Origin of the sequence: Streptacidiphilus jeojiensis (assembly GCF_042510965.1) — a bacterium.
In the GTDB taxonomy this organism is placed as follows: Bacteria; Actinomycetota; Actinomycetes; order Streptomycetales; family Streptomycetaceae; genus Streptacidiphilus; species Streptacidiphilus jeojiensis.
Map to the genome: position 1 here is coordinate 1,272,312 of NZ_JBEUKS010000001.1, position 20,087 is coordinate 1,292,398.

Sequence of the window (20,087 nt, forward strand, 5' to 3'; positions counted from 1 at the left end):
TCTCTCATCGGGGCAGGCTGTGTCATCGGGGCAGGCCGAGGATGCGCTCGGCGATGATGTTGCGCTGGATCTCGGAGGTGCCGCCGGCGATGGTGCCGCCGAAGGACCGGGCGTAGCGCTCGAACCAGCTGGCGGTGAACGACGGCATGCCCATGTGGTTGAGCGGCCCGGTCAGTTCGGGGTGGACCAGGCCGTCGGCCCCGCGCGCCTCCAGGGCGCACAGCGCCGCGGACCGCACGGCCTCCGAGCCGAACAGCTTGAGCACGGACAGCTCCGCCTCGTTGCGGTCCTCGCCGAGCTGCCGGTAGCCCAGCAGCTTGAGCGCCTGGAAGTCCATCTGCAGGGTGGCGTACCACTCCTCGGCGCAGGGCGCGTCCTGGATCAGGTCCTCCAGACGTTCGGCGTAGTGCAGCCACAGCAGCGTGCGCTCGTGCCCGAGCGAGCCGTGCGCCACCCCCCAGCCGCCGTTCAGCGGGCCGACCAGGTTCTCCCTGGGGACCTTGACGTCGGTGAAGAACACCTCGTTGAAGTCCAGGTCGTCGGGGTCGGTGAGGCAGCCGAACGGCTTGCGGACCACTCCCTCGGTGTCGGTGGGGATCAGCAGCACGCTGATGCCCTTGTGCTTGGGCGCGTCCGGGTCGGTGCGCACGAAGGTGAGCAGCACATCGGCGTCGTGCGCCCCGGAGGTCCACACCTTCTGCCCGTTGACGGTGAACTGGTCGCCGTCCAGCACCGCCCGGGTGCGCAGGCTGGCCAGGTCGGAGCCGGCCTCCGGCTCGCTCATGCCGAGCGCCGCGGTCATCTCGGCCCGCAGGATGGGGACGGCCCAGCGGTGCTTCTGCTCCTCGGTCCCGAAGGTGAGGATCGAGGCCGCGATGATGCCCAGCCCCTGCGGGTTGAAGCTGTGGTTGATCCGCCGTCGGGACAGCTCCTCCAGGTGGGCGAGCTGCTGCGGCAGGGTGGCGTTGCGCCCGCCGAACTCCGGCGGGTTGCCCGGCAGCAGCCAGCCCGCGTCGAACAGCTTGCGCTGCCAGGCGGCCGCCCACGGCGGCACGTCGGCGGTGGACTGCGAGGCGGGCACCGCCTCGGCGGCGCCGGGCACGTTGGCGTCGATGAACGCCGAGAACTCGGCCCGGAACTCCTCGACCTCGGCGTCGGATTCGGAGGTCAGCCTCATCGCAGCAGCGCCTTCCTGTGTTCGGCTGCCGTTCCCAGCAGCAGGTCGCCGGCCTTGGCCCGCTTGAGGTGGATCTGCAGCTCGTTCTCCCAGGTGTAGCCCATGGCACCGAACAGCTGGTAGCCGTCCTGGAAGCAGAGCCGCTGGCACTCCCCGGCGGCGGCCTTGGCCATCGAGGCGGCCCGGGTGCGCCGGGGGTCGTCCTCGGCGATGGTGAGCGCGGAGAAGTAGGCCAGCGCCCTGGCCCGTTCGATCGCCACGTACATGTCCGCGGCCTTGTGCTTGACGGCCTGGAAGGAGCCGATCGGCCGGCCGAACTGGACCCGCTGCCGGACGTGACCGACCACCAGGTCCAGGATCCGGCGGCAGCTGCCGACCGTGGTGATCGCCAGTCCCATCAGGGCCAGGTCGGGGACGTCGCGGACCAGATCCGGCGCCTGTACGTGGGCCACGTGCAGGGTCGCGTCGAAGGTGTCGACCCGTTGCGGGTCCAGGTCCGCGCCGTCGACCACCACCACACCGTCCCCGGTGAGCAGCGCGATCTCGTCGGCCCGGTCCGCGTCGAGCACGAACCGTCCGGCTCCGTCGAAGACGCCGGTGCCCGACCCCCGCGGCAGCCGTCCGGCCAACGGCGCGAACCAGGTGGAGCTGGCCAGGAACGGGGTCGGATCGGCGACGTAGCCCAACTCCTCCAGCACGATCGCCAGCTCCACCGGGGGCGCCTCCAGCCAGCCCAGCTCCTGGTACGTGGTCCAGAGCTGGTCCTCGGGCAGCGAACGGGACTTGGTCACCGTCTCGCGGACCAGGCGCTGCAGCAGTTGCTGGTCCTCGTCGAACTCAAACTCCATCGTTGACCTCCAGAAGGACCTTGCCCAGGGCCTGCCGGCCCAGGCTGACGGCCTGCGCCACGGCGTCCAGCGGGTACACGGCATGGACCCGGGGGTGGATCGCCCCCTCGGCGAACATCCGGTGCAGTTCGGTCCGGGCGGCCAGCAGCCGCTCCCGGTGGTGCCGCCCCCAGCCGCCGAAGTCGAAGCCGTGGATGGTGACGCCCTTGAGCATCGTCAGGTTGAGCGGGATCCGCGGGATCTCGCCGCTGGCGAAGCCCACGCTGACGAACCGTCCGCCCCAGTTCATCCCCCGCAGCGCCTGCTCGGAGTGCGGACCGCCGACCGGGTCGACCACCACGTCGGCCCCGCCCGACTGCTGCAGCCGCCGCTTGAGGTCTTCGTACGGCAGCACCTCATGGGCTCCCTGCTTGGCGCAGACGGCCCGCTTCTCCTCGGTGGAGGCGACCGCGACCACCTCGGCGCCGAGCAGCGCGGCCAGTTCGACGGTCGCCAGGCCCACTCCCCCGGCCGCGCCGAGCACCGCCACCCGCTCCCCCGGCCGCACGTCGGCGACCAGGCGCAGCGCGTTGAACGCGGTGGCGTGGGAGACCCCGAAGGCGGCGGCGCGCTCGGGCGGGATCGACGCCGGGATCCGGTTCAGGCTGGTCGCCGCGACGGCGACGCGTTCGGCCCAGGCGCCGACGAAGACCGAGCCGAAGACCCGCTCGCCCTTCTCGAAGCCGTGCCCGGACCGCGCCACCACCCCGGCGAACTCGCTCCCGGGGGTGAACGGCGGTTCCTCCTTGACCTGGTAGGTGCCCCGGACCACCAGCAGGTCGGCGAAGTTCACCGCCGCGAACCGCACGTCGACGGGCACCTCGCCCTGCGGCTCGGGGACCTCCTCGACCACCACCGGGCCGCCGACGGCATTGCACCGGGCCGCCCTCATGTCGCGGTCGACGCTGCGAGCTTGGTGGTGGCGGCGAGTTCGGCCGCTCCCGCGGCCATCTGCAGCACCGCGTCCCCGTAGTAGGCCATCTTCGGGTTGCCGCCGTCGCCCTTCACATGCCGGGCGTATCCGCCCTCCAGCACCACCGCCATCTTGAACCTGGCCAGGATCACGTAGTAGTCGATCTCGCTGACGTCCCGTCCGCTCACCGTGGCGTAGTGCTCGATCAGGTCGGCCCGGTCCGGCATGCCGGTGTAGTCGGCGTAGCCCTGCTGCGAGCGGTCCTCGTCGGCGTTGGGCCAGCCCATCAGCACCCAGCCCAGGTCCAGCAGCGGGTCGCCGACGGTGGACAGCTCGAAGTCCACCAGCGCCGCGAGCCGGGCCGGCCCGCCGTGACGGAACATCACATTGGCGAACTGGTAGTCGCCGTGGATGATCCCCGGCTCCCAGTGGCTGGGCCGGTGCACCCGCAGCCAGGCGGCGGCCCGGTCCAGTCCGGGCAGCTCGCGGAACTGGAACTTCGCCAGATGCGCCAGCCAGCGGTCGACCTGCCGGTCGTGGAAGCCCTCGGGCGTCCCGAAGCCCTCCAGTCCGCGCGCCCGCCAGTCCACGTTGCCGAGCCTGGCGATCCCCTCGACCAACTGGAGGGCCAGGCCGGGACGCAGCGACAGGTCGCTCCGATACGGCTCCGGCCACCCGTCGGTGTTCATCGGCGACCAGCCGTCGACCTCCTCCATCAGGTAGAAGCAGGAGCCCAGCACGCTGGTGTCGTCGCAGACGGCGATGGCCTCCGGATGCGGGACGTCGGTGCCGTTGAGCGCCTTCAGCACCCGGTACTCGCGCAGCATGGTCTTGTCGCGCCCCGGCGGGACCTTCTCCGGCGGCTTGCGCAGCACCAGCCGCAGGTCGCCGCGCCGGATCTGGTGGATGTCGTTGGAGGTGCCGCCGGAGATGAGGGAGGTCTCCAGGGGTTCGCCCGGCGCGATGCCCTGACCGTCCAGCCAGCGGGCGAGTGATTCCGTATTCACATGTTCTCCAGCTGCTTGCGGGCCCACTCCCGACGAGCGGGCAGGTGCTCGGTGGGCCACAGGCCGGGCGCGGCCTCGCGGCCGCGCAGCACCTCCTTGGCCACCGTGATCTTGTGGACTTCGGTCGGTCCGTCGACGACCGCCATCACCGCGGCCCCGGTCCACATGTCGGCGAAGGGCATCTCGTTGGAGACCCCGAGCGCCCCGTGCAGGTGCATCGAGCGGTAGACGATGTCGTGCAGGACCTTGGGGGTCAGGAACTTGATGGCGGCGATGTCCTTCCTGACCCGCCGGTAGTCGTTGTACTGGTCGATCTGCCAGGCCGTGTACAGGACGAACAGCCGGAACTGGGCGAGCTGTGCGTAGGAGTCGGCCAGGTCGGCCTGGACCAGTTGCTTGTCCGCCAGCCTGCTGCCCTGGGTCTCGCGGGAGACGGCGCGCTCGGCCATCATGTCCAGCGCCTTCTGGCACTGCCCGACCACCCGCATGGCGTGGTGCACCCGCCCGCCGCCCAGGCGGGTCTGGGCGATCACGAACGCCTGGCCCTCGCCGCCGAGCAGCGCGTCGCCCGGCACCCGCACCCCGTCGTACGACATCAGCGCGTGCATGCCCTCGTCCGCGGCCTCGCCCAGGGTGCCCAGGTGCCGCTCCACCCGCAGGCCGGGGGTGTCGCTCGGCACCAGGAACATCGACATCCCCTTGTACGGGCTGACGTCGGGGTCGGTCACCGCCATCACGATGACGAACCGTGCGGTGCGCGCGTTGGAGGAGAAGAACTTCCGTCCGGTGATCACCCACTCGTCGCCGTCCCGCACCGCCCGGGTGGTGAACAGCGTGGGGTCCGCGCCGGCCTGCGGCTCGGTCATCGAGAAACAGGAGAAGCACTCGCCCTCCAGCAGCGGCTGGAGGTAGCGCTGCTTCTGCTCCTCGGTGCCGTAGCGGGCGATGATCTCGGCGTTGCCGGTGTCCGGCGCGGCCGTGCCGAAGATGACGGGGGCCCAGCTGGAGGTGCCCAGGATCTCGTTGATGAGCGCCAGCCTGACCTGCCCGAACCCGCGTCCGCCCAGCTCGGGGCCGAGGTGCGGCGCCCACAGGCCCTGGTCCCGCACCTGCTGCTTGAGCGACCGGACCACGGGGCCGAGCTCGTCGTCGAGCGGATGGTAGGCCCGGCCCGGGTACAGCAGGTCCAGCGGTTCTATCCGTTCGGAGCGGAACTCCCGGATCCACTCCAACTTCTCCTCGAACTCCGGCTCGGTGGAAAAGTCCCATGCCATGTCAGCCGACCCTCGTCTCGTGGTGGTACACCTGCGATGAGAATAGCCTTCTCTTCAGATGGAAGTAAGAGTCTCGAAACACGTGATGCGCGGTTCGGTAGGGGGCTGGGCTCGATTACCACAGGAGTGGAGTATCGTTTTGCCCGTGACTGCTGCCGCTGCCGAACCGCCCGTCGAGCCCGCTTGGCGCCAACGCGCCGTCGAGCGATCCACCCGCGCCGCGAAACTGCGTGCCGAACAGCGGGTCCAACGCTTCCTGGAATCGGCGCAGGAGCTCATCGCCGAGAAGGGCACCACGGACTTCACCGTCCAGGAGATCGTCGACCGTTCCAAGCAGTCGCTGCGCAGCTTCTACCAGCACTTCGACGGCAAGCACGAGTTGCTGCTGGCGCTGTTCGAGGACGCGCTGGCCACCTCGGCCGCCGAGATCCGCGAGGCGTCCGCCGCCGAGTCGGACCCGGTGGAGGCCCTGCGGGTCGCCGTGGAGCTGCTCTTCCGTCAGTCGCACCCCGACCCGGGCGTCCAGCGGCCGCTGTTCAGCGACTTCGCACTGCAGCTGCTGGTCAAGCACCCGGCCCAGGTGGCGACCGCGCACCTGCCCATCCTGATGATCTTCAGCGACCTGATCGAGCAGGCCACCGAGGCCGGCGCGGTCGTGCCCGGAAAGCCCCGCCGCCAGGCCAACCTGGTCATGCAGACCATCATGTTCGCCGCCCAGGCCAACGGAGTTCCGGCGGACAGCCACGCCAGCCCGGTCACCGCCGAGGAGGTCTGGCAGTTCTGCCTCAACGGCATCTCCACCGCCTCGACGGCCGCACCCGCGAAGGCGAGCGCGTCCAAGAAGCGCTGATATTGCCCCTCTCCCCCATGGAGAGTACCGTTCTCGCGACTGATCGAGGACGGGAGCGTGGCCATGGCACCCTCACGGCGCTACCGGGTCGCCCAGTGGGCCACCGGAAACATCGGCACCCGCTCGCTGCGGGCCGTCGTCGAACACCCCGACCTGGACCTGGTCGGGGTGTTCGTGCATACGCCGGACAAGGCAGGACGTGACGCCGGTGAGCTCTGCGGGCTGGGCAGGACCGAGGTCCTGACGACCTATGACATCGACGAGATCCTGGCGCTCGACGCCGACTGCGTCCTCTACATGCCGCGCGCCTGCGACTTCGACGAGGTCTGCCGGCTGCTCGCCTCGGGGGCGAACATCGTCACCACCCGCGGCGAGTTCCACCGCGCGGCCAGCCTGGCCCCCGAGCTCCGGGCCCGGGTGGAGGCGGCCTGCGCCGCGGGCGGCACCTCGATCCACAGCACCGGCAGCAGCCCCGGGTTCATCACCGAGGCCGTCCCGCTGGCGCTGACCTCGATCCAGCGGCGGCTGGACCGGCTGACCATCGACGAGTTCGCCGACCTCTCGCAACGCGACTCGCCGGGACTGCTGTTTGACATCATGGGCTTCGGCAGGCCGCCAGCCGAGTTCGACGAGCGCCGGCTGGCCCATCCGCGCGACAGCTTCGGTCCGTCGCTGCACGTCCTGGCCGACGCGCTGGCGCTGCCGCTGGACTCGGTGCGGGCCGAGGGCGAGGTCGCCACCGCGACCAGTACCGTACGGATCGCCGCCGGCACCCTGGAGCCCGGCACCGTGGCGGCGCAACGGATCACGGTCTCGGGCATCAGGGACGGCCGGCCACTGCTGCGCTTCCGGGCCACCTGGTACTGCACCACCGAGATCGACCGTTCATGGAACCTGCGGTCCACCGGCTGGCGCATCCAGGTCGAGGGCGACGCCCCGCTCGACATCGACATCCACTTCGCCGTACCGCTCGACCGGATCGCCGAGGTCTCGCCCTCGTACACGGCCAACCGCGCCGTCAACGCCGTCCCCTTCGTCTGCGAGGCGGCCCCGGGGATCCGCTCGACGACCGACCTCCCCCAGATCGTCGCCACCCTCAACTGATCCCCGGGGCTGGACTGTTGTGCCGGCTACCCCACCACCGACGCCGTGCTCGGCACCGCCTCGCTCCAGGCCGCCCGGGACGCGACCGCACGCCGCCAGGACAGCAGCGCCTTCGGCGGCATGCCGACCGCCAGCGCCCCGGCCAAGTGGTCGCCGGTGCGGTAGGCGGCCACGAACCGACGCCCACTCAGATCCCCGTCCACGACGGCGATCTCGTCATGGCCGCGCAGGTAGCCGTAGGCCTGGATCTTCATGTCGTACTGGTCAGACCAGAAGTACGGCACCGGGGCGAACGGCCTGCGTGCCTCCGCCTCCGCCTCCACCTCCGGACGCAGCAGGTTGCGGGCGGCGGCCATGCCCATCTCGGCCGCGTTGGTGCGGTGCTCGATCCGCATCGGCACGTCGAACAGCGGATTGTGCCAGCGCGCGACGTCCCCCGCCCCGTACACCCCCGGCGCCGCGGCGCAGTACTCGTCGCAGACCAGGCCGTCGGCCAGGGTCAGACCGCTGCCCGCCAACCACTCGGTGTTGGGCACCGAGCCGACCGCCACCAGGACCTCGTCGGCGTCGATCAGTTCACCGTCGGCGAGGCGGACACCCCCGCCGCCCGCCTCGACGACGGCGACCCCGGTGCGCAGGTCGACCCCGTGGTCCAGGTGGGCCTGCGTCAGCACCCGACCGACCTCGGCCCCGACGGCATGCGCCAACGGCACCGGCGCCGGTTCCACCAGGACGACCTCGGCCCCCAGCCCCCGGGCGACCGCGGCCGCCTCCGATCCGAGGAATCCGGCGCCGACCACGGCCAGCCGTCTCCCCCGCCCCAGCCGGTCCCGCAGTACCAGGGCGTCGCGGAGGGTCCGCAGCACATGGGCGCCCTCGCCCGGCAGCCTGCGCGGACGCACTCCGGTGGCCACGATCAGCCCGTCGTAGCGCAGTTCGCTGCCGTCGGCCAGCCGCACCGTACGTCCGGCCGGGTCGAGACCGGCGGCGGCGACGCCCAGGCGCAGGTCCAGGCCCAGCGCCTCCAGGTCGGCCGGCGGGCGCAGGGCCAGCTTGCCCGGCTCCCACTGCGAGGCCAGGATCTGCTTGGACAGCGGCGGGCGGTCGTAGAAGGCGTGCGGCTCGTCGCCGACCAGCGTCAGCGTCCCGTCGAAGCCCTCCCGACGCAGGGTCTCGGCGGCCGCGAGCCCGGCGGCCGAGGCGCCGACGACCAGGATCCGGCTCACCCTTCGACCAGTTCGGCCAGCCGGATCGCCGCGGCCGGGCACAGGCCCGCCGCCTCGCGCACCACCTCGTGGAGCTCGGCACCGGGCCGCTGCTCCAGCAGCACCACGATGCCGTCCTCGTCCCGCTGGTCGAACACCTCGGGGGCGCTGAGCACGCACTGGCCCGCCGCGATGCACTTCGACTCGTCCACTTCCACCTGCATGGTCATGCCTGTTCCGTTCGTCCGTGGCTCGGGTGCTCGGTGCCCAGATGCGCGGGTGCTCAAATGCTCAGGTGCTCGGGTCGCTACCAGGTGACCGGGAGCTCGTAGACCCCGTAGGCCAGCCGGTCGTCCTTGAACTCGATCTGCTCCACCTCCGTGGCCAGCCGCAGGGTGGGGATGCGCCGGTAGAGGGTGCCGTAGACGATCTGCAGCTCCACCCGGGCCAGCAACTGGCCCACGCACTGGTGGATGCCGAAGCCGAAGGCGTGGTGGTGGCGGGCCGATCGGGTGAGGTCGAGCCGCTGCGGCTCGGGGAAGGCCTCCGGATCACGGTTGGCGGACGGCAGGTCCAGGATGATGCCCTCCCCCGCCCGGATCGTCTCGCCGCCGACCTCGATGTCCTCCAACGCGATCCGGCGCTGGCCGGTGTGAGCGATCGTCAGGTAGCGCAGCAGTTCCTCCACCGCGGCCGCGACCACCTTCGGGTCCTCGGTGTCGCGCAGCAGGGCCAGCTGCTCGGGCTGCTGCAGCAGCGCCAGCGTGCCCAGGGCGATCATGTTGGCGCTGGTCTCGTGGCCCGCGATCAGCAGCACCACCGCCATCAGCGCGGCGTCGGGCACGGTGACCTCGCCCGCCTTGACCCGCGCCGCCAGGTCGGACAGCACGTCCTCGGCGGGGTCGGCCATCTTGGCCACGATCGCCTCGGCCAGGTAGGTGACCAGCGCGGTGCTGGACTCCCGGCTCTGCTCGGGCGTCGCGTCGCGGTCGACCGCGGTGACGCCGTGGCGCTGGAAGAACTCATGGTCCTTGTAGGGCACGCCCAGCAGCTCGGTGATCATCACCGTCGGCACCGGCAGCGCCAGCGCGGTGACCAGGTCGACCGGCTTGGGACCGGCCAGCATCGCGTCGATCCGGTCGTCGGTGATCTTCTGGATGGCCGGCCGCAGCGCCTCCACCCGCTTGAGCGTGAACGGCCCGGTGAGCATCCGGCGGAACCTGGTGTGCTCGGGGGCGTCCGCGTTGAAGATGGTCAGCGGCCGGTGGTCCAGGGTCTCCGCCATGGCGTGGCTCTGGTGCGGGAATCCGGGCTGGTGCTCGTCGACGCTGACCCGGGGGTCGGCGAAGAGAGTCCGCTGCTCGGCGTGGCCGGTGATCAGCCACGGCGTGCTGCCGTCCCAGATCCGGGCCCTGCTGATCGGACGCTCGGCGGGAAGCGCCCGCATCGCCGCGGGCGGGTCGAACGGGCAGCGGCCCTCCCTGGCCATGGGGTACTCGGGAAGGGACGCAGCGGCTTCGTTCGCGGTGTCGGCCAGTGTGTCGGCCATCTCTCTCCTCATTGACGGGGGAGCAGTTCCTGGGCAGGGCAGGGCAGTTGAAGCCTCGACAGAGTCCCGGCCGGTCGGCCCGGCGGGGCCGTCCGAACCTTCCGGAGGCATGCGGTCCACGCTACGGCCAGCAGTTGCCCGGCTCAAGCAATCCGGCCCCTTTTTTGGTCTGACCTTTGATATGTTTCGCCAAAACGAGCCCTTGGGGGTGTCCGTACGGTGGACTTCGAGCTGACTGATGATCAAAAAGCGATCCAGGAGGGCATAGCCGGACTGCTGCACCGGTTCGACGACCGCTACTGGATGACCCGGGACCGCGACCACGAGTTCCCCACCGAGTTCTACGAGGCCGTCGCCGGCGGCGGCTGGCTGGGCATCACCGTCCCCGAGGAGTACGGCGGCCACGGCCTCGGCATCACCGAGGCCTCGCTGCTGCTGGAGGCGGTCGCGCGGTCCGGCGGCGGCATGAACGCCGCCAGCTCGATCCACATGTCCATCTTCGGCATGCACCCGGTCGCGGTGCACGGCTCCGAGGAGCTCAAACGCCGCACCCTGCCCCGGATCGCCACCGGCGACCTGCATGTCTGCTTCGGCGTCACCGAACCGGGCGCCGGCCTGGACACCACCAGCATCACCACCTTCGCCGAGCGGGACGGCGACGACGGGTACGTGGTCAACGGCCGGAAGGTGTGGATCTCCAAGGCGTTGGAGTCCGAGAAGATCCTGCTGCTGACCCGGACCACCAAGATCGACCAAGTGGCCCGGAAGACCGACGGCATGACGCTCTTCCTCACCGACCTGGACCGCAAACGGATCGACATCCGGCCCATCCCCAAGATGGGCCGCAACGCCGTCAGCTCCAACGAGCTGTTCATCGACGACCTCCGGATCCCGGTCGAGGACCGGGTCGGCGAGGAGGGCGAGGGCTTCCGCTACCTGCTCGACGGCCTCAACCCGGAACGGATGCTGATCGCCGCAGAGGCACTCGGCATCGGCCGGGTGGCACTCGACCGGGCCGTGGAGTACGCCAAGGAACGGGTCGTCTTCGACCGGCCGATCGGCATGAACCAGGGCGTGCAGTTCCCGCTCGCGGACTCACTGGCCCGGCTGGACGCGGCCGAGCTGATGCTGCGCAAGGCGACCTGGCTCTACGACCACGGCAGACCGTGCGGCCGCGAGGCCAACACCGCCAAGTACCTGTGCGCGGACGCCGGTTTCGCCGCCGCCGACCGGGCGCTGCAGACCCACGGCGGCATGGGCTACTCCGAGGAGTACCCCGTGGCCCGCTACTTCCGCGAGGCCCGACTGATGAAGATCGCCCCGATCAGCCAGGAAATGATCCTGAACTACCTGGGATCGCACACACTGGGAATGCCGAGGAGCTACTGATGGTCGCCGACACCACCGCACTGTTCGATCTCACCGGCCGCTCCGCGCTGGTCACCGGCGCCGCCGGCGGCATCGGCTCCGCCGTCGCCGAAGCGCTGGCCGCAGCCGGAGCGACGGTACTCGTCACCGACGTGGACGGACCGGCCGCCGCGGCCGTCGCCGAGAAGCTCACCGCCGCGGGGCTGAAGGCGGACAGCTACGCCCTGGACGTCACCGACCGCGTCGGCGCCGACACCGCCGTGGCCCTGGCCGCGTCCCGCACCGGCGGCAAGCTGCACATCCTGGTCAACAACGCCGGGGTCACCGCACCGGCCATGTTCGAGAACCTCAAGGAGGACTCCTTCCGCCGCATCATGGACATCCACCTGATGGGCGCCTTCCACTGCGCCCAGGCCGCCCTGCCCTTCCTCCCGGACGACGGCACCGGCCGCATCATCAACGTCACCTCCTCGGCCGGCATCACCGGCACCCTGGGCCAGGTCAACTACTCCGCCGGCAAGGCCGCCATCATCGGCCTGACCAAGTCGCTGGCCCGGGAGTTGGCCCGCCGTCAGATCACCGTCAACGCCCTGGCCCCGCTGGCGGCCACCCCGATGACCGCCACCATCCGCACCGACGAGAAGTTCGCCGCCGCCATGCTCGCCCGCATCCCCCTCCGCCGCTGGGCCGCCCCCGAGGAGGTAGCCGGCGCCTTCGTCTTCCTCGCCTCCAACGCCGCCTCCTTCATCACCGGCCAGGTCCTACCGGTCGACGGGGGGTTCGTCATGTGACATGTGGAGCACGTCGTGTGTTGAATGGTTCAGCCAAAAGGAACCGTCCGACCAGCAACGAGAGGTCCGAACCCATGCAGAGCGCAGAGCCCCTGCCGCGCTTCGGCGCTCTCACCGTCCCCAAGGCGTCGGACGTGCTGGCCGCCGAGGTGCGCGAGCGGATCCTCAGCGGCGAACTCGCCGAGGGAACGGCGCTTCCGCCGGAACGTCAACTGGTCGAGCAGACCGGCCTGAGCCGGGCCACGGTGCGGGAGGCCCTGCGCATCCTGGAGGTCGAGAAGCTGCTGCGGATCAGGCCGGGCCGGGGCGGTGGCGCCTTCGTGCACCGGCCCGGCCGTGAATCGCTGGCGAACACCGTGCAGCTGGTCATCCGGGGACAGCAGATCCGCCTGGAGGCCCTGCACGAGACCCGCGAGGCGATCGAGCCGACCTGCGCCGCCCTGGCCGCCAAGCGCCGCACCAATGCCGACCTCGCCGACCTGGACGCCGCCCACGCGGACCTGGTGGACGCCGGCGCCGACCTCCCCAGGTTCCTCCGCGCCAACATCCGCTGGCACAACGCCGTGGCCAAGGCCGGCGACAACGAACTGCTGATCGGCTTCATGAGCGCCCTCTCCCAGGCGATCTACTCCGCCACCGACCTGGAGCAGTTCCTGGACGCGGACATCCGCGGCGTCACCGCCCGGGCCCACGCCAAGGTCACCGAGGCGATCCGCAAGCAGGACGCCCCGGCGGCGATGCGCCGGATGACCCGCCACGTCTGCGGCTTCGCCACCGTGGCCGCCACCCTCGACCAGCGCGACCGCATCGACCTCTCCGGCTGAGGGGCGGTGGTTGCAGGAATATGTAGATCGGTCTAGTTTTGGCGCCATGGGACAGAAGGGCACCGAAACGCGGGACCGTCTGCTGGACGCAACGCAGGAGTCGGTCGAGGCCAGAGGTTACTTCGGCACCGGACTCAACCAGGTGATCGCTGCCGGCGGTGCGCCCCGCGGCTCGCTCTACTTCCACTTCCCCGGCGGCAAGGACCAGTTGGTCGCCGAGTCGATCCGGCGGGCAGGGCAGACGATCGGCGACGCGATGGGCGGGCTGGCCGACTCCACCTCCTCGGCGGCGGAGTTCGTCGACGCGGTCCTGCGACAGCTGGGCGACCGCCTGGAGGGCTCGGACTGGCACAAGGGGTGCCCCGTCGCCACCGTCGCCCTGGAGACGGCCGCCGGCAACGACCTGCTGCAGGAGGCGTGCGCGGAGGTCTACTCCTCGTGGGAGACGGCCCTTCGGGCACAACTGGCGAGCCGCCAGGATGCCGACGACCTCGCCGTCACGATCCTGGCGATGATCGAGGGCGCACTTCTGCTGGCCCGGGCGCACCGCAGCAGAAGGCCCCTGAACAGCGTCGCCCGTCAGATCCGCGTCCTGCTGGGCTGACTTGGCCCGCCGCATCGGCGGGCCCTTCCATGGCTCAAAAATATGTAGACCGATCTATTAAGGAGTCTCATGGATCCGCTGGACGCAATCGTCTTCGGCGCGACCGGCTTCATCGGCCGCTCCCTCGTCGCTGAACTGCTGACCCAGGGGCAGCGGGTAGCCGCCGCCGTGCGCAAGGACACCCTCTCCCCCTGGCTCATCTCCCAGGGCGTCGACACCGGCAGCCTGGAGATCGCCACGGCCGACATCACCCGACCGCTCTCGGGGCTCCCGGAAGTGCGCGACGTCTACAACACCGCCGGGCGCTACGCCTTCGGCCTCGGAGTGGAAGAGGCACGGGCGACCAATGTCACCGGGGCACTCCACGTGCTCGAATGGGCGACCGCGCTGCCCTCACTGCGGCGGCTGGTGCACATCAGCGGGTACCGGGTGAGCGCGGTCGACGGCAGCCCCGACTACGCCGCTCTCGGTGCGTACGAGGCCTCGAAGATCGAGGGCGACCAGGCTCTGCGTGCCCGGGCCCGCGAGTTGAACGTCCCGCTGAACATCGTCAATCCCGGTGTCGTGATCGGGCCGGGCCAGTTCATCGGCCTGGCCACCCTCGTCGAGGATCTGTGGAACGGCCGACTGCCCGCAGTACCGGGCAGCGCCGACACCTTCGTGCCGATCACCGCGCTCGACCACCTGGTGCGGTTCATGGCTCGACTCCCCACGTCGCCTGCGGGTGTGCACCACTGGGTACTGGACGACACCACCCCACGCCTACCCGAACTGATCGGCACGATCGCCGACCACACCGGCACCCGGGCGCCCCGACGGACCGTTCCCGTCGGCCTGATACGTCACCTGCCCCGCAAGCTGACCGGCGCCGATCCCGAGACACTGTCGTTCCTGTCCACCGACCGCTATCCCACAGCCGGAGCCCATGCCTTCGCCACCGACGCCGGCCTGCGGACACCTGCGGCCACCGACGCCCTGCACACCTGGGCCGACGACCTGGTGGCCGCCCGCTTCGGTGCCACCTCGCCCTGGCTGCGCCCGTACGGCTTCCACCCCATTGCCGGCAGCCGTACCTGGTTGACTGGGGACCGGCACCGCCCCGACCACGTCCTGCTGCACGGTGCGCCGATGAACGCCGACCTCTGGGCGCCGCTCGCCTCCCTGCTCACCGGGCCGGTGCTGGCCCCCGACCTGCCGGGCCTGGGCCGCTCGTCCGCCACGGCCCAGCCGATGGACACCTGGCTGGCCCAGTTGCTGGACTCGGTGCAGACCCGCCCGGTGCTCGTCGCCCACTCCCTCGCCTGCGCCCCCGCGCTGCGCTTCGCCATCGACCATCCGACCCGCATCAGCGGTCTCGTCCTGGTCTCCCCGTCATTCCTCCAGGCGCCGGCCTCCCCACTCGCCCGCTCACCCCTCGCCGCCCCGCTGATGCGCCGCATGTCCCCCACTCGGCTGGCCCGCACCCTGGGCGTCCCCAACGGAGTAGAGGTGAAGAGCGCCGCAGCAGACCTGCACCGTCCCGGAGTTGCGCGCCGGGTCGCCGCAGCGCTGCGCGCCGACATCACCCGACGCAGCGGGTCGCGAGCCCTGCTCGACCAAGTGAGTGTCCCGGTCCAGATCATCGTGGGCTCGACCGACCCGCTGGTCACTCCCGTCGATCATCCAGTCACCGAGGTCGCCGGGGCCGGCCACTACCCCCAGCTGACCCATCCGGCTCTTGTTGCCGCCCAGTTCGGGAGTGCCACCGTGCGGCCGGTACATCATCCAGTGTCAGCGGCGACTCTGAACTGATCGACCCTCAGCCCGCGCTGACCGCCTCACGGCGACCAGTCAGCAGGGCTCCTCCGCCCTATCGGTGATCAACTATTCCAAGACGGGAATAACTCAGCTATGGCATAGACGCGTCGCATACGACCCCATACCGTCGTTCCCAGGGCACAAGCACGTGCCTATCGACAGGGGGTTCACCGTGACGGACACAACGGGGCTCACCAGGCTCACCGGTAGCGGAGACGGCGACGGGGACGACAAGTGCGGACAGGGCGACTGCCCGAACGTGTACCGCACGGACAGGGGCACGTTCGTGGTGCAGGGTAACCAGTTCACCGGATTCAAGCCGCCTGAAGGCGAGGGACTGGTCGAGATTCCGGAAGACGTCCTGAAGGAGGCAATCCGTGCTCTTGGATGGTGACGAGTGGAAGGCCAAGTTCCGGGACTACAAAAGGGAAGCCTGGCGACTGGAGACACTACCCCAATATCTCGTTCCGCAAGAGGCGGATGAGTTCTCCCACTTCAAGGCCGGCGGGATCTTCCCTGATTCCCAAGAGGACGAGTGGACCAATCGGGTTCGGCAGCACAAGGCAGCAGGACGCACCACAGGCCGGGTTCATATCATCACTCGCCCGCTGTCGGACTATCTCAGATTCGAATTCACCCGGTACTACCGCCACAGCGTCAGGGCTGGCGAGGATATTCGGATCCTGGATGTTACCGACCGGCCGAACCCGCTTGAAGGTGCCCAGGACTTCTGGCTTTTCGACCGCAAATCCGTAGTGCTCATGAATTATGAGCCCGATGGGAAGCAGATCAATCGAACCCTATTTGAGGGGGAAATCGGTCCGTTCCTTGAGGCACAACAGATCGCCATCGCCGAATCGGTTCCCTTCCTGGAGTTTGTGGCTGCGTGACGCTCGACCCAGAACAGCTCGGACAGTCCAAGGCTGACCTAGCAGAGACATTGAGAACACTTCGCCGGCGGGCCGGACTCTCGGGAGTCCGGCTCGCCAATCGCTGCAACATGTCACAATCGAAGATTTCCAAGATCGAGACGGGAAAGACAGTCCCGACGCTGGTAGATGTCGAGCGCATCCTGAGGGCTCTCGAGGCCCCCGCCGGGCTGGTTGCCGAGGTCAGTGCACTTGCCCGCATTGCCAACACAGAGTGGCAGGACTTCCGCTCCATGCGCCGCAAAGGGCTTGAGAAGAAGCAGAATGAGCTGGCTGACATGGAACAGTCATCGACCGAGCTCAGATTCTTCCTCCCTACCATGATTACTTCGCTGCTTTCGACACCGGAATATATTCGCGCCACACTCGCCGACGTCCCCGGAGATCATTCAAAGGCAATTTCTCGAAAGCTGGAGAGGCAGGCCATCCTCTATGACACCTCAAAGAGATTCACTTTCCTGCTGACCGAGCAAGCAGCCAGGTGGCCTCTGCTGCCCGCGCCTGCGATGGGCGTCCAGGTGGACCATCTGGTTTCCATCAGCCGACTTCCGAGCATTCGCATCGGAATTATTCCGCTGGCGGGGCGCATACCAGTAATGCCATTGAATATTTTCACCCTCTACGACCACAGGATCGCCACCGTTGAGACTTCGACCGGGGTCATGGTCTTCAAAGACTCCAGGGACATAGACACTTACATGGAAGAGTTTTCCAGGTACGAACACTATGCACTGTGGGGCGACGCCGCACGCGGGCGCCTCGAGGAATGGGCACAGCTGTTCCGTTGATCTTTAGTCAGGTACAGGAATCAGACTGGATAGTTACCTGCTCGTCGCCGGATCATTGACGCACCAGCCAGCAGAAGGCGACGGGGAGCAGCAATATGACAAACACTCAACCGGACTTGAAGGCCGATCCGTATCGGCTGGCCATCGTCGCCTCCGAACGGCTCCGCGCGGCTCTGGCAGTCCACGGGATCGCATTCACTTCGCTGCGTGGCGGATATCCCGTGGGGGACGTGCCCATGGTCGAGTTGGGGCGGTGCGCTTCCAGCACTGCTGACGAACTGTCGGCCGTCCTGGAGAGCGCGGTAGCAGAGGGCGGGCGATGATCGGCCTTCACCCCGCCCCGCGTACCGAGGAGCCCGGACCCGGCGGACGCTCCGGATCCTGCTTCGACGACACCCACCCCCGGCTGCATGCCATCTGCTCCGGGATCTTCAGCTCCCGCGACTGCCCCACCGCGAGCCCGGAACAGCACACCTGCTCCTGCCCCTGTCACACCCCCCGCAGGGAGCACACCTGCGACAGGCCGGCCGGACCAGACCGACGAGAGCGGAGGCGCACTGATGGGTACCTCAACGACCATGCGGTTCCGGAACTATGAGATCAAGCCCGATCCATCCGGACTGCCGCTGCTCGCCGCCGTCTGCGTGTCCGGCGACGAGTCGGAGTGCGGAGCGGCGTCGGACGAGCGGACAGACCCGGAGCAGGTCGGGCGCTGGATCGCCCAGCATCTCCACGACACCGGCCATGCCCGCTACCAACGCCGCTACGCCGACTACGTGACGGCCGAGCTCGGCGAATGGCTGTAGGTCCGGCGATCCGTACCGGTCAGAAGGTGATGACCGTGGCGCCTTCCAGGGTGAACCGCAGGAACTCGTCGCGGGCCACTCGGAGGGTGAGGCCGCGTTGCGTGAGTTCGGCTTCGGTGCCCTCGGCGCGGGCTGCGTTGATGCAGGCTCCGACGACGACGCCCGCTGCGATGAGTTCGTCGATCTGCCGGTTGAAGGTGGCGACGGCTGCCGATCCGCCGTCGTCAGAGAGCCTGCGCTGGGCCGGCCCGAAGCAGAGGACCTCGACGCTGCTGCCGTGGTCGGCGGCCACTTCCTGGATCCGTTGGGCGACGCGGCTTCCGGTGGCGATGGAGTCGTCGTCGTCATGGAACACATGGACAACCGTCTTGGGCATCGGGCACATCTCCGCTCGTCACTCGCTTCGTGGGACGGCAAGAATATAGATCTATCCCGACATGAAAGACGGAGTATCTCGCATTATGGACATACTTTGCAGGATTCGATACAGGCCAACAGAGGACCGATCGTGGCTGCGGGCCAAGCCCGATGTCGAGTGCTGGCTGGCTGGCAGCACCGTACGGTCAGGGCCGTTGACCAACACGGGTCCATCCCATGCTCGTCGTCTCTTCTGGCGGCCGCGGGGTCGTCAGCCACGTCGGCCCGCGGCTACTCACCGATCTGGCCGACGCCGCCAGCCTCACCACAGCATTCAGCAACGCCCTGCACCGACTGCGCCCGTCAGTGGCCCTTGAGAACACAGGACACCTGAGCGTCTCCATCACGGTCCGCTCCTGAGTTACCGCTGGGGGAGTTCTCCTGGCAGTCCGCGGTACTGGTCGGCATGGATAGTGCACAGCCAGTAGACGTGTCCTTCGGGGGTGGGGACTTTGGTGAGGCCGCCCCAAATCTGCTTGGGGTCCAGAGTGCTCAGCAACTGATGCATCGCCCGGAACTCGGCGCCGCTAGCGGTGCGGATCATCGAACGGATTCCGTCGAGGGTGCCCCTGTCAGCGAGTTCCTCGGGAAGCCCAGCAACCAGTGCTTCCATAGTCTCCACGGCACCCTTCAGGTGTTTGGCCAAGTCCTCGGAGGCGATGCCGATGCTGGCTCCAGCGACGGGGACCACGTACTTGAGCACCGACAGAATCTTCTGCGCGTACGGGAGCACAGTGGCGGCGGTCTCGGGCGTCAGCTTCACCTCGTAGGGGACCGCGTCGGGCAGGTGATGCCACTGGCCGGGAGCCTCGCAGTACAGGTGCAGCCGGACCACTGAGCCCAGCAGACCACCGGCTCGCCTGCGCACGTGTTCCATCGTGACCACACTCGGGCACTGCACTGCCTGCCACGATTGCTGCAGCCGCAACGACGCCAGGAAAGTGCGCTGCTGCTCCGCAGCGATCGCGTCCTGCTTAATCTTGATCTCGTCGAGCCGTTCCAGGACATCTCGGTTGAACTGTTTGGTTTGCTGGGCCTGCAGGCTCATCTGCTCCGTTTGTCGCAATACGATCGCGGCCACGGACTGGGCCAGTCTCTCGGAGCGTTGCTGGTCAGGGGGTTCGATGCCTTGCAATAGCTGGCGCACGTCCAAGTCTGCGATGTGGATCGGGCACTCAATCAGCTCGCGCGGCGGGATCAGGCCGATCCGAGATACCAACTGCTCATGTCGGAACTCGTGCGGACACGAGGTGCCGTCCGAGGCGGTCAGTGGGCACGGCACCAACCGGTCGATGCCCAGTCCCGGGTAACGCTCCAGGGTCTCCTCAAAGCCGTCCTTGAGTACCGCGAAGAAGTCCTGCGGATAGGGTCCGCGCACCCGCAACTCCACCGTCTTGGTAAGCCGGTCCATTGTCAGCAGCGCCACATGGGCCCGATCCGGGTGCTCCAGCAGCACCCCGGTGCGCCAGTGCAGGTCCCGGGTGAAGCGGTGCTCGCGGGCGATGAACCAGGTCGGGATGCCAGGCGGGACCGTGTGCAGTCGGTAGCGCAGGACAAGCTCCCGATGGGACGAACGGGCGGCTGCCTTCCACACAGGCTCGTACTCCGGCGGATCCCAGGGCAGCAGTTCCACCACCAGGCTGCCCTTGTCATCAGCTGTGCGGTAGGAGAGGTGATCGCGTCCCTTGGCGTGGTGTAGCCGATCAGGGTGGGGTGGTGCGCCGGGGGCGTGGGCCCGGGTAGCTTCCGCTCCCTGCCGACAGGGTGGGCCACCGTGCAACTCTCCGTTGTGAACGG

21 protein-coding genes are annotated in these 20,087 nt (G+C 68.9%); 11 read left to right on the plus strand and 10 right to left on the minus strand.

Annotated features, from left to right (window positions below; genetic code table 11):
- Window positions 1-22: 22 nt before the first annotated feature.
- Genes ABUW04_RS05830 through ABUW04_RS05850 form a run of 5 tightly spaced genes read right to left on the minus strand, consistent with a single transcriptional unit; the run spans window position 23 to window position 5,258 of the window.
- On the minus strand, window positions 23-1,177 hold the full coding sequence (locus ABUW04_RS05830; RefSeq protein WP_380563353.1) for an acyl-CoA dehydrogenase family protein: 1,155 nt from the start codon (window positions 1,175-1,177) through the stop codon (window positions 23-25).
- Complete coding sequence (locus ABUW04_RS05835) at window positions 1,174-2,025, minus strand: acyl-CoA dehydrogenase family protein (protein ID WP_380563355.1); 852 nt, start codon at window positions 2,023-2,025, stop codon at window positions 1,174-1,176. The genes ABUW04_RS05830 and ABUW04_RS05835 overlap by 4 nt, the downstream gene beginning before the upstream one ends.
- Window positions 2,015-2,956: an NADPH:quinone oxidoreductase family protein gene (locus tag ABUW04_RS05840; RefSeq protein WP_380563358.1), complete on the minus strand. Its 942-nt coding sequence runs from the start codon at window positions 2,954-2,956 to the stop codon at window positions 2,015-2,017. Before ABUW04_RS05840 ends, ABUW04_RS05835 begins: the two co-directional genes overlap by 11 nt.
- Window positions 2,953-3,984, minus strand: a complete 1,032-nt coding sequence (locus ABUW04_RS05845) for a phosphotransferase family protein (RefSeq protein ID WP_380563360.1) — start codon at window positions 3,982-3,984, stop codon at window positions 2,953-2,955. Before ABUW04_RS05845 ends, ABUW04_RS05840 begins: the two co-directional genes overlap by 4 nt.
- Window positions 3,981-5,258 (minus strand): acyl-CoA dehydrogenase family protein, encoded by a 1,278-nt coding sequence (locus ABUW04_RS05850; RefSeq protein ID WP_380563362.1) that lies wholly within the window; start codon window positions 5,256-5,258, stop codon window positions 3,981-3,983. Before ABUW04_RS05850 ends, ABUW04_RS05845 begins: the two co-directional genes overlap by 4 nt.
- Before the next feature lie 145 nt (window positions 5,259-5,403).
- Here ABUW04_RS05850 and ABUW04_RS05855 point away from each other — a divergent pair, with 145 nt between their 5' ends.
- Window positions 5,404-6,108, plus strand: a complete 705-nt coding sequence (locus ABUW04_RS05855) for a TetR/AcrR family transcriptional regulator (protein WP_232242122.1) — start codon at window positions 5,404-5,406, stop codon at window positions 6,106-6,108.
- Between the two features lie 63 nt (window positions 6,109-6,171).
- On the plus strand, window positions 6,172-7,212 hold the full coding sequence (locus ABUW04_RS05860) for an NAD(P)H-dependent amine dehydrogenase family protein (protein ID WP_380563365.1): 1,041 nt from the start codon (window positions 6,172-6,174) through the stop codon (window positions 7,210-7,212).
- A 26-nt stretch (window positions 7,213-7,238) separates the two neighbouring features.
- On the opposite strand, the gene ABUW04_RS05865 is transcribed toward ABUW04_RS05860, so the two are convergent.
- The 3 genes from ABUW04_RS05865 to ABUW04_RS05875 form a co-directional block, all read right to left on the minus strand.
- The gene (locus ABUW04_RS05865; RefSeq protein WP_380563367.1) at window positions 7,239-8,438 is read right to left on the minus strand and encodes an NAD(P)/FAD-dependent oxidoreductase; all 1,200 of its coding nucleotides are present in this window, start codon (window positions 8,436-8,438) and stop codon (window positions 7,239-7,241) included.
- Window positions 8,435-8,641: a ferredoxin gene (locus ABUW04_RS05870; protein ID WP_030253434.1), complete on the minus strand. Its 207-nt coding sequence runs from the start codon at window positions 8,639-8,641 to the stop codon at window positions 8,435-8,437. Before ABUW04_RS05870 ends, ABUW04_RS05865 begins: the two co-directional genes overlap by 4 nt.
- Window positions 8,642-8,724: 83 nt before the next feature.
- Window positions 8,725-9,966: a cytochrome P450 gene (locus tag ABUW04_RS05875; RefSeq protein WP_380563369.1), complete on the minus strand. Its 1,242-nt coding sequence runs from the start codon at window positions 9,964-9,966 to the stop codon at window positions 8,725-8,727.
- A 219-nt stretch (window positions 9,967-10,185) separates the two neighbouring features.
- On the opposite strand from ABUW04_RS05875, the gene ABUW04_RS05880 reads away from it, so the two are divergent.
- The 9 genes from ABUW04_RS05880 (at window position 10,186) to ABUW04_RS05920 (ending at window position 17,873) form a co-directional block, all read left to right on the plus strand.
- Window positions 10,186-11,355, plus strand: coding sequence for an acyl-CoA dehydrogenase family protein (locus ABUW04_RS05880; protein WP_380563371.1), 1,170 nt, complete (start codon window positions 10,186-10,188; stop codon window positions 11,353-11,355).
- A complete protein-coding gene (locus tag ABUW04_RS05885) occupies window positions 11,355-12,125 on the plus strand; it encodes an SDR family NAD(P)-dependent oxidoreductase (RefSeq protein ID WP_380563373.1) in 771 nt (256 codons plus the stop codon). The genes ABUW04_RS05880 and ABUW04_RS05885 overlap by 1 nt, the downstream gene beginning before the upstream one ends.
- Window positions 12,126-12,199: 74 nt before the next feature.
- The gene (locus ABUW04_RS05890) at window positions 12,200-12,949 is read left to right on the plus strand and encodes a FadR/GntR family transcriptional regulator (RefSeq protein ID WP_380563375.1); all 750 of its coding nucleotides are present in this window, start codon (window positions 12,200-12,202) and stop codon (window positions 12,947-12,949) included.
- 46 nt (window positions 12,950-12,995) lie between these two features.
- Window positions 12,996-13,553, plus strand: a complete 558-nt coding sequence (locus tag ABUW04_RS05895) for a TetR/AcrR family transcriptional regulator (RefSeq protein WP_380563377.1) — start codon at window positions 12,996-12,998, stop codon at window positions 13,551-13,553.
- 69 nt (window positions 13,554-13,622) lie between these two features.
- Window positions 13,623-15,344, plus strand: a complete 1,722-nt coding sequence (locus ABUW04_RS05900; RefSeq protein WP_380563379.1) for an alpha/beta fold hydrolase — start codon at window positions 13,623-13,625, stop codon at window positions 15,342-15,344.
- Between the two features lie 178 nt (window positions 15,345-15,522).
- Entirely contained in the window at window positions 15,523-15,744 is a 222-nt protein-coding gene (locus tag ABUW04_RS05905; protein ID WP_380563381.1) for a hypothetical protein, read from the plus strand.
- Complete coding sequence (locus tag ABUW04_RS05910) at window positions 15,728-16,240, plus strand: DUF6879 family protein (protein WP_380563383.1); 513 nt, start codon at window positions 15,728-15,730, stop codon at window positions 16,238-16,240. Before ABUW04_RS05905 ends, ABUW04_RS05910 begins: the two co-directional genes overlap by 17 nt.
- On the plus strand, window positions 16,237-17,067 hold the full coding sequence (locus ABUW04_RS05915; protein ID WP_380563385.1) for a helix-turn-helix domain-containing protein: 831 nt from the start codon (window positions 16,237-16,239) through the stop codon (window positions 17,065-17,067). The genes ABUW04_RS05910 and ABUW04_RS05915 overlap by 4 nt, the downstream gene beginning before the upstream one ends.
- 560 nt (window positions 17,068-17,627) lie before the next feature.
- Entirely contained in the window at window positions 17,628-17,873 is a 246-nt protein-coding gene (locus ABUW04_RS05920; protein ID WP_030260328.1) for a DUF7848 domain-containing protein, read from the plus strand.
- A 19-nt stretch (window positions 17,874-17,892) separates the two neighbouring features.
- Here the strand turns inward: ABUW04_RS05920 and ABUW04_RS05925 are convergent, their stop codons facing one another.
- Window positions 17,893-18,249: a hypothetical protein gene (locus tag ABUW04_RS05925; RefSeq protein ID WP_380563387.1), complete on the minus strand. Its 357-nt coding sequence runs from the start codon at window positions 18,247-18,249 to the stop codon at window positions 17,893-17,895.
- A gap of 402 nt (window positions 18,250-18,651) precedes the next feature.
- Window positions 18,652-19,926: a hypothetical protein gene (locus ABUW04_RS05930; protein WP_449341747.1), complete on the minus strand. Its 1,275-nt coding sequence runs from the start codon at window positions 19,924-19,926 to the stop codon at window positions 18,652-18,654.
- Window positions 19,927-20,087: the final 161 nt, after the last annotated feature.

What these genes read in the sequence shown, in the direction of transcription:
- ABUW04_RS05890 (WP_380563375.1), top strand. Translation starts at nt 12,200, where the DNA reads ATGCAGAGCGCAGAGCCCCTGCCGCGCTTCGGCGCTCTCACCGTCCCC.
- ABUW04_RS05830 (WP_380563353.1), bottom strand. Translation starts at nt 1,177, where the DNA reads ATGAGGCTGACCTCCGAATCCGACGCCGAGGTCGAGGAGTTCCGGGCC.
- ABUW04_RS05860 (WP_380563365.1), top strand. Translation starts at nt 6,172, where the DNA reads ATGGCACCCTCACGGCGCTACCGGGTCGCCCAGTGGGCCACCGGAAAC.
- ABUW04_RS05895 (WP_380563377.1), top strand. Translation starts at nt 12,996, where the DNA reads ATGGGACAGAAGGGCACCGAAACGCGGGACCGTCTGCTGGACGCAACG.
- ABUW04_RS05840 (WP_380563358.1), bottom strand. Translation starts at nt 2,956, where the DNA reads ATGAGGGCGGCCCGGTGCAATGCCGTCGGCGGCCCGGTGGTGGTCGAG.
- ABUW04_RS05900 (WP_380563379.1), top strand. Translation starts at nt 13,623, where the DNA reads ATGGATCCGCTGGACGCAATCGTCTTCGGCGCGACCGGCTTCATCGGC.
- ABUW04_RS05850 (WP_380563362.1), bottom strand. Translation starts at nt 5,258, where the DNA reads ATGGCATGGGACTTTTCCACCGAGCCGGAGTTCGAGGAGAAGTTGGAG.
- ABUW04_RS05870 (WP_030253434.1), bottom strand. Translation starts at nt 8,641, where the DNA reads ATGCAGGTGGAAGTGGACGAGTCGAAGTGCATCGCGGCGGGCCAGTGC.
- ABUW04_RS05885 (WP_380563373.1), top strand. Translation starts at nt 11,355, where the DNA reads ATGGTCGCCGACACCACCGCACTGTTCGATCTCACCGGCCGCTCCGCG.
- ABUW04_RS05835 (WP_380563355.1), bottom strand. Translation starts at nt 2,025, where the DNA reads ATGGAGTTTGAGTTCGACGAGGACCAGCAACTGCTGCAGCGCCTGGTC.
- ABUW04_RS05925 (WP_380563387.1), bottom strand. Translation starts at nt 18,249, where the DNA reads ATGCCCAAGACGGTTGTCCATGTGTTCCATGACGACGACGACTCCATC.
- ABUW04_RS05920 (WP_030260328.1), top strand. Translation starts at nt 17,628, where the DNA reads ATGGGTACCTCAACGACCATGCGGTTCCGGAACTATGAGATCAAGCCC.
- ABUW04_RS05875 (WP_380563369.1), bottom strand. Translation starts at nt 9,966, where the DNA reads ATGGCCGACACACTGGCCGACACCGCGAACGAAGCCGCTGCGTCCCTT.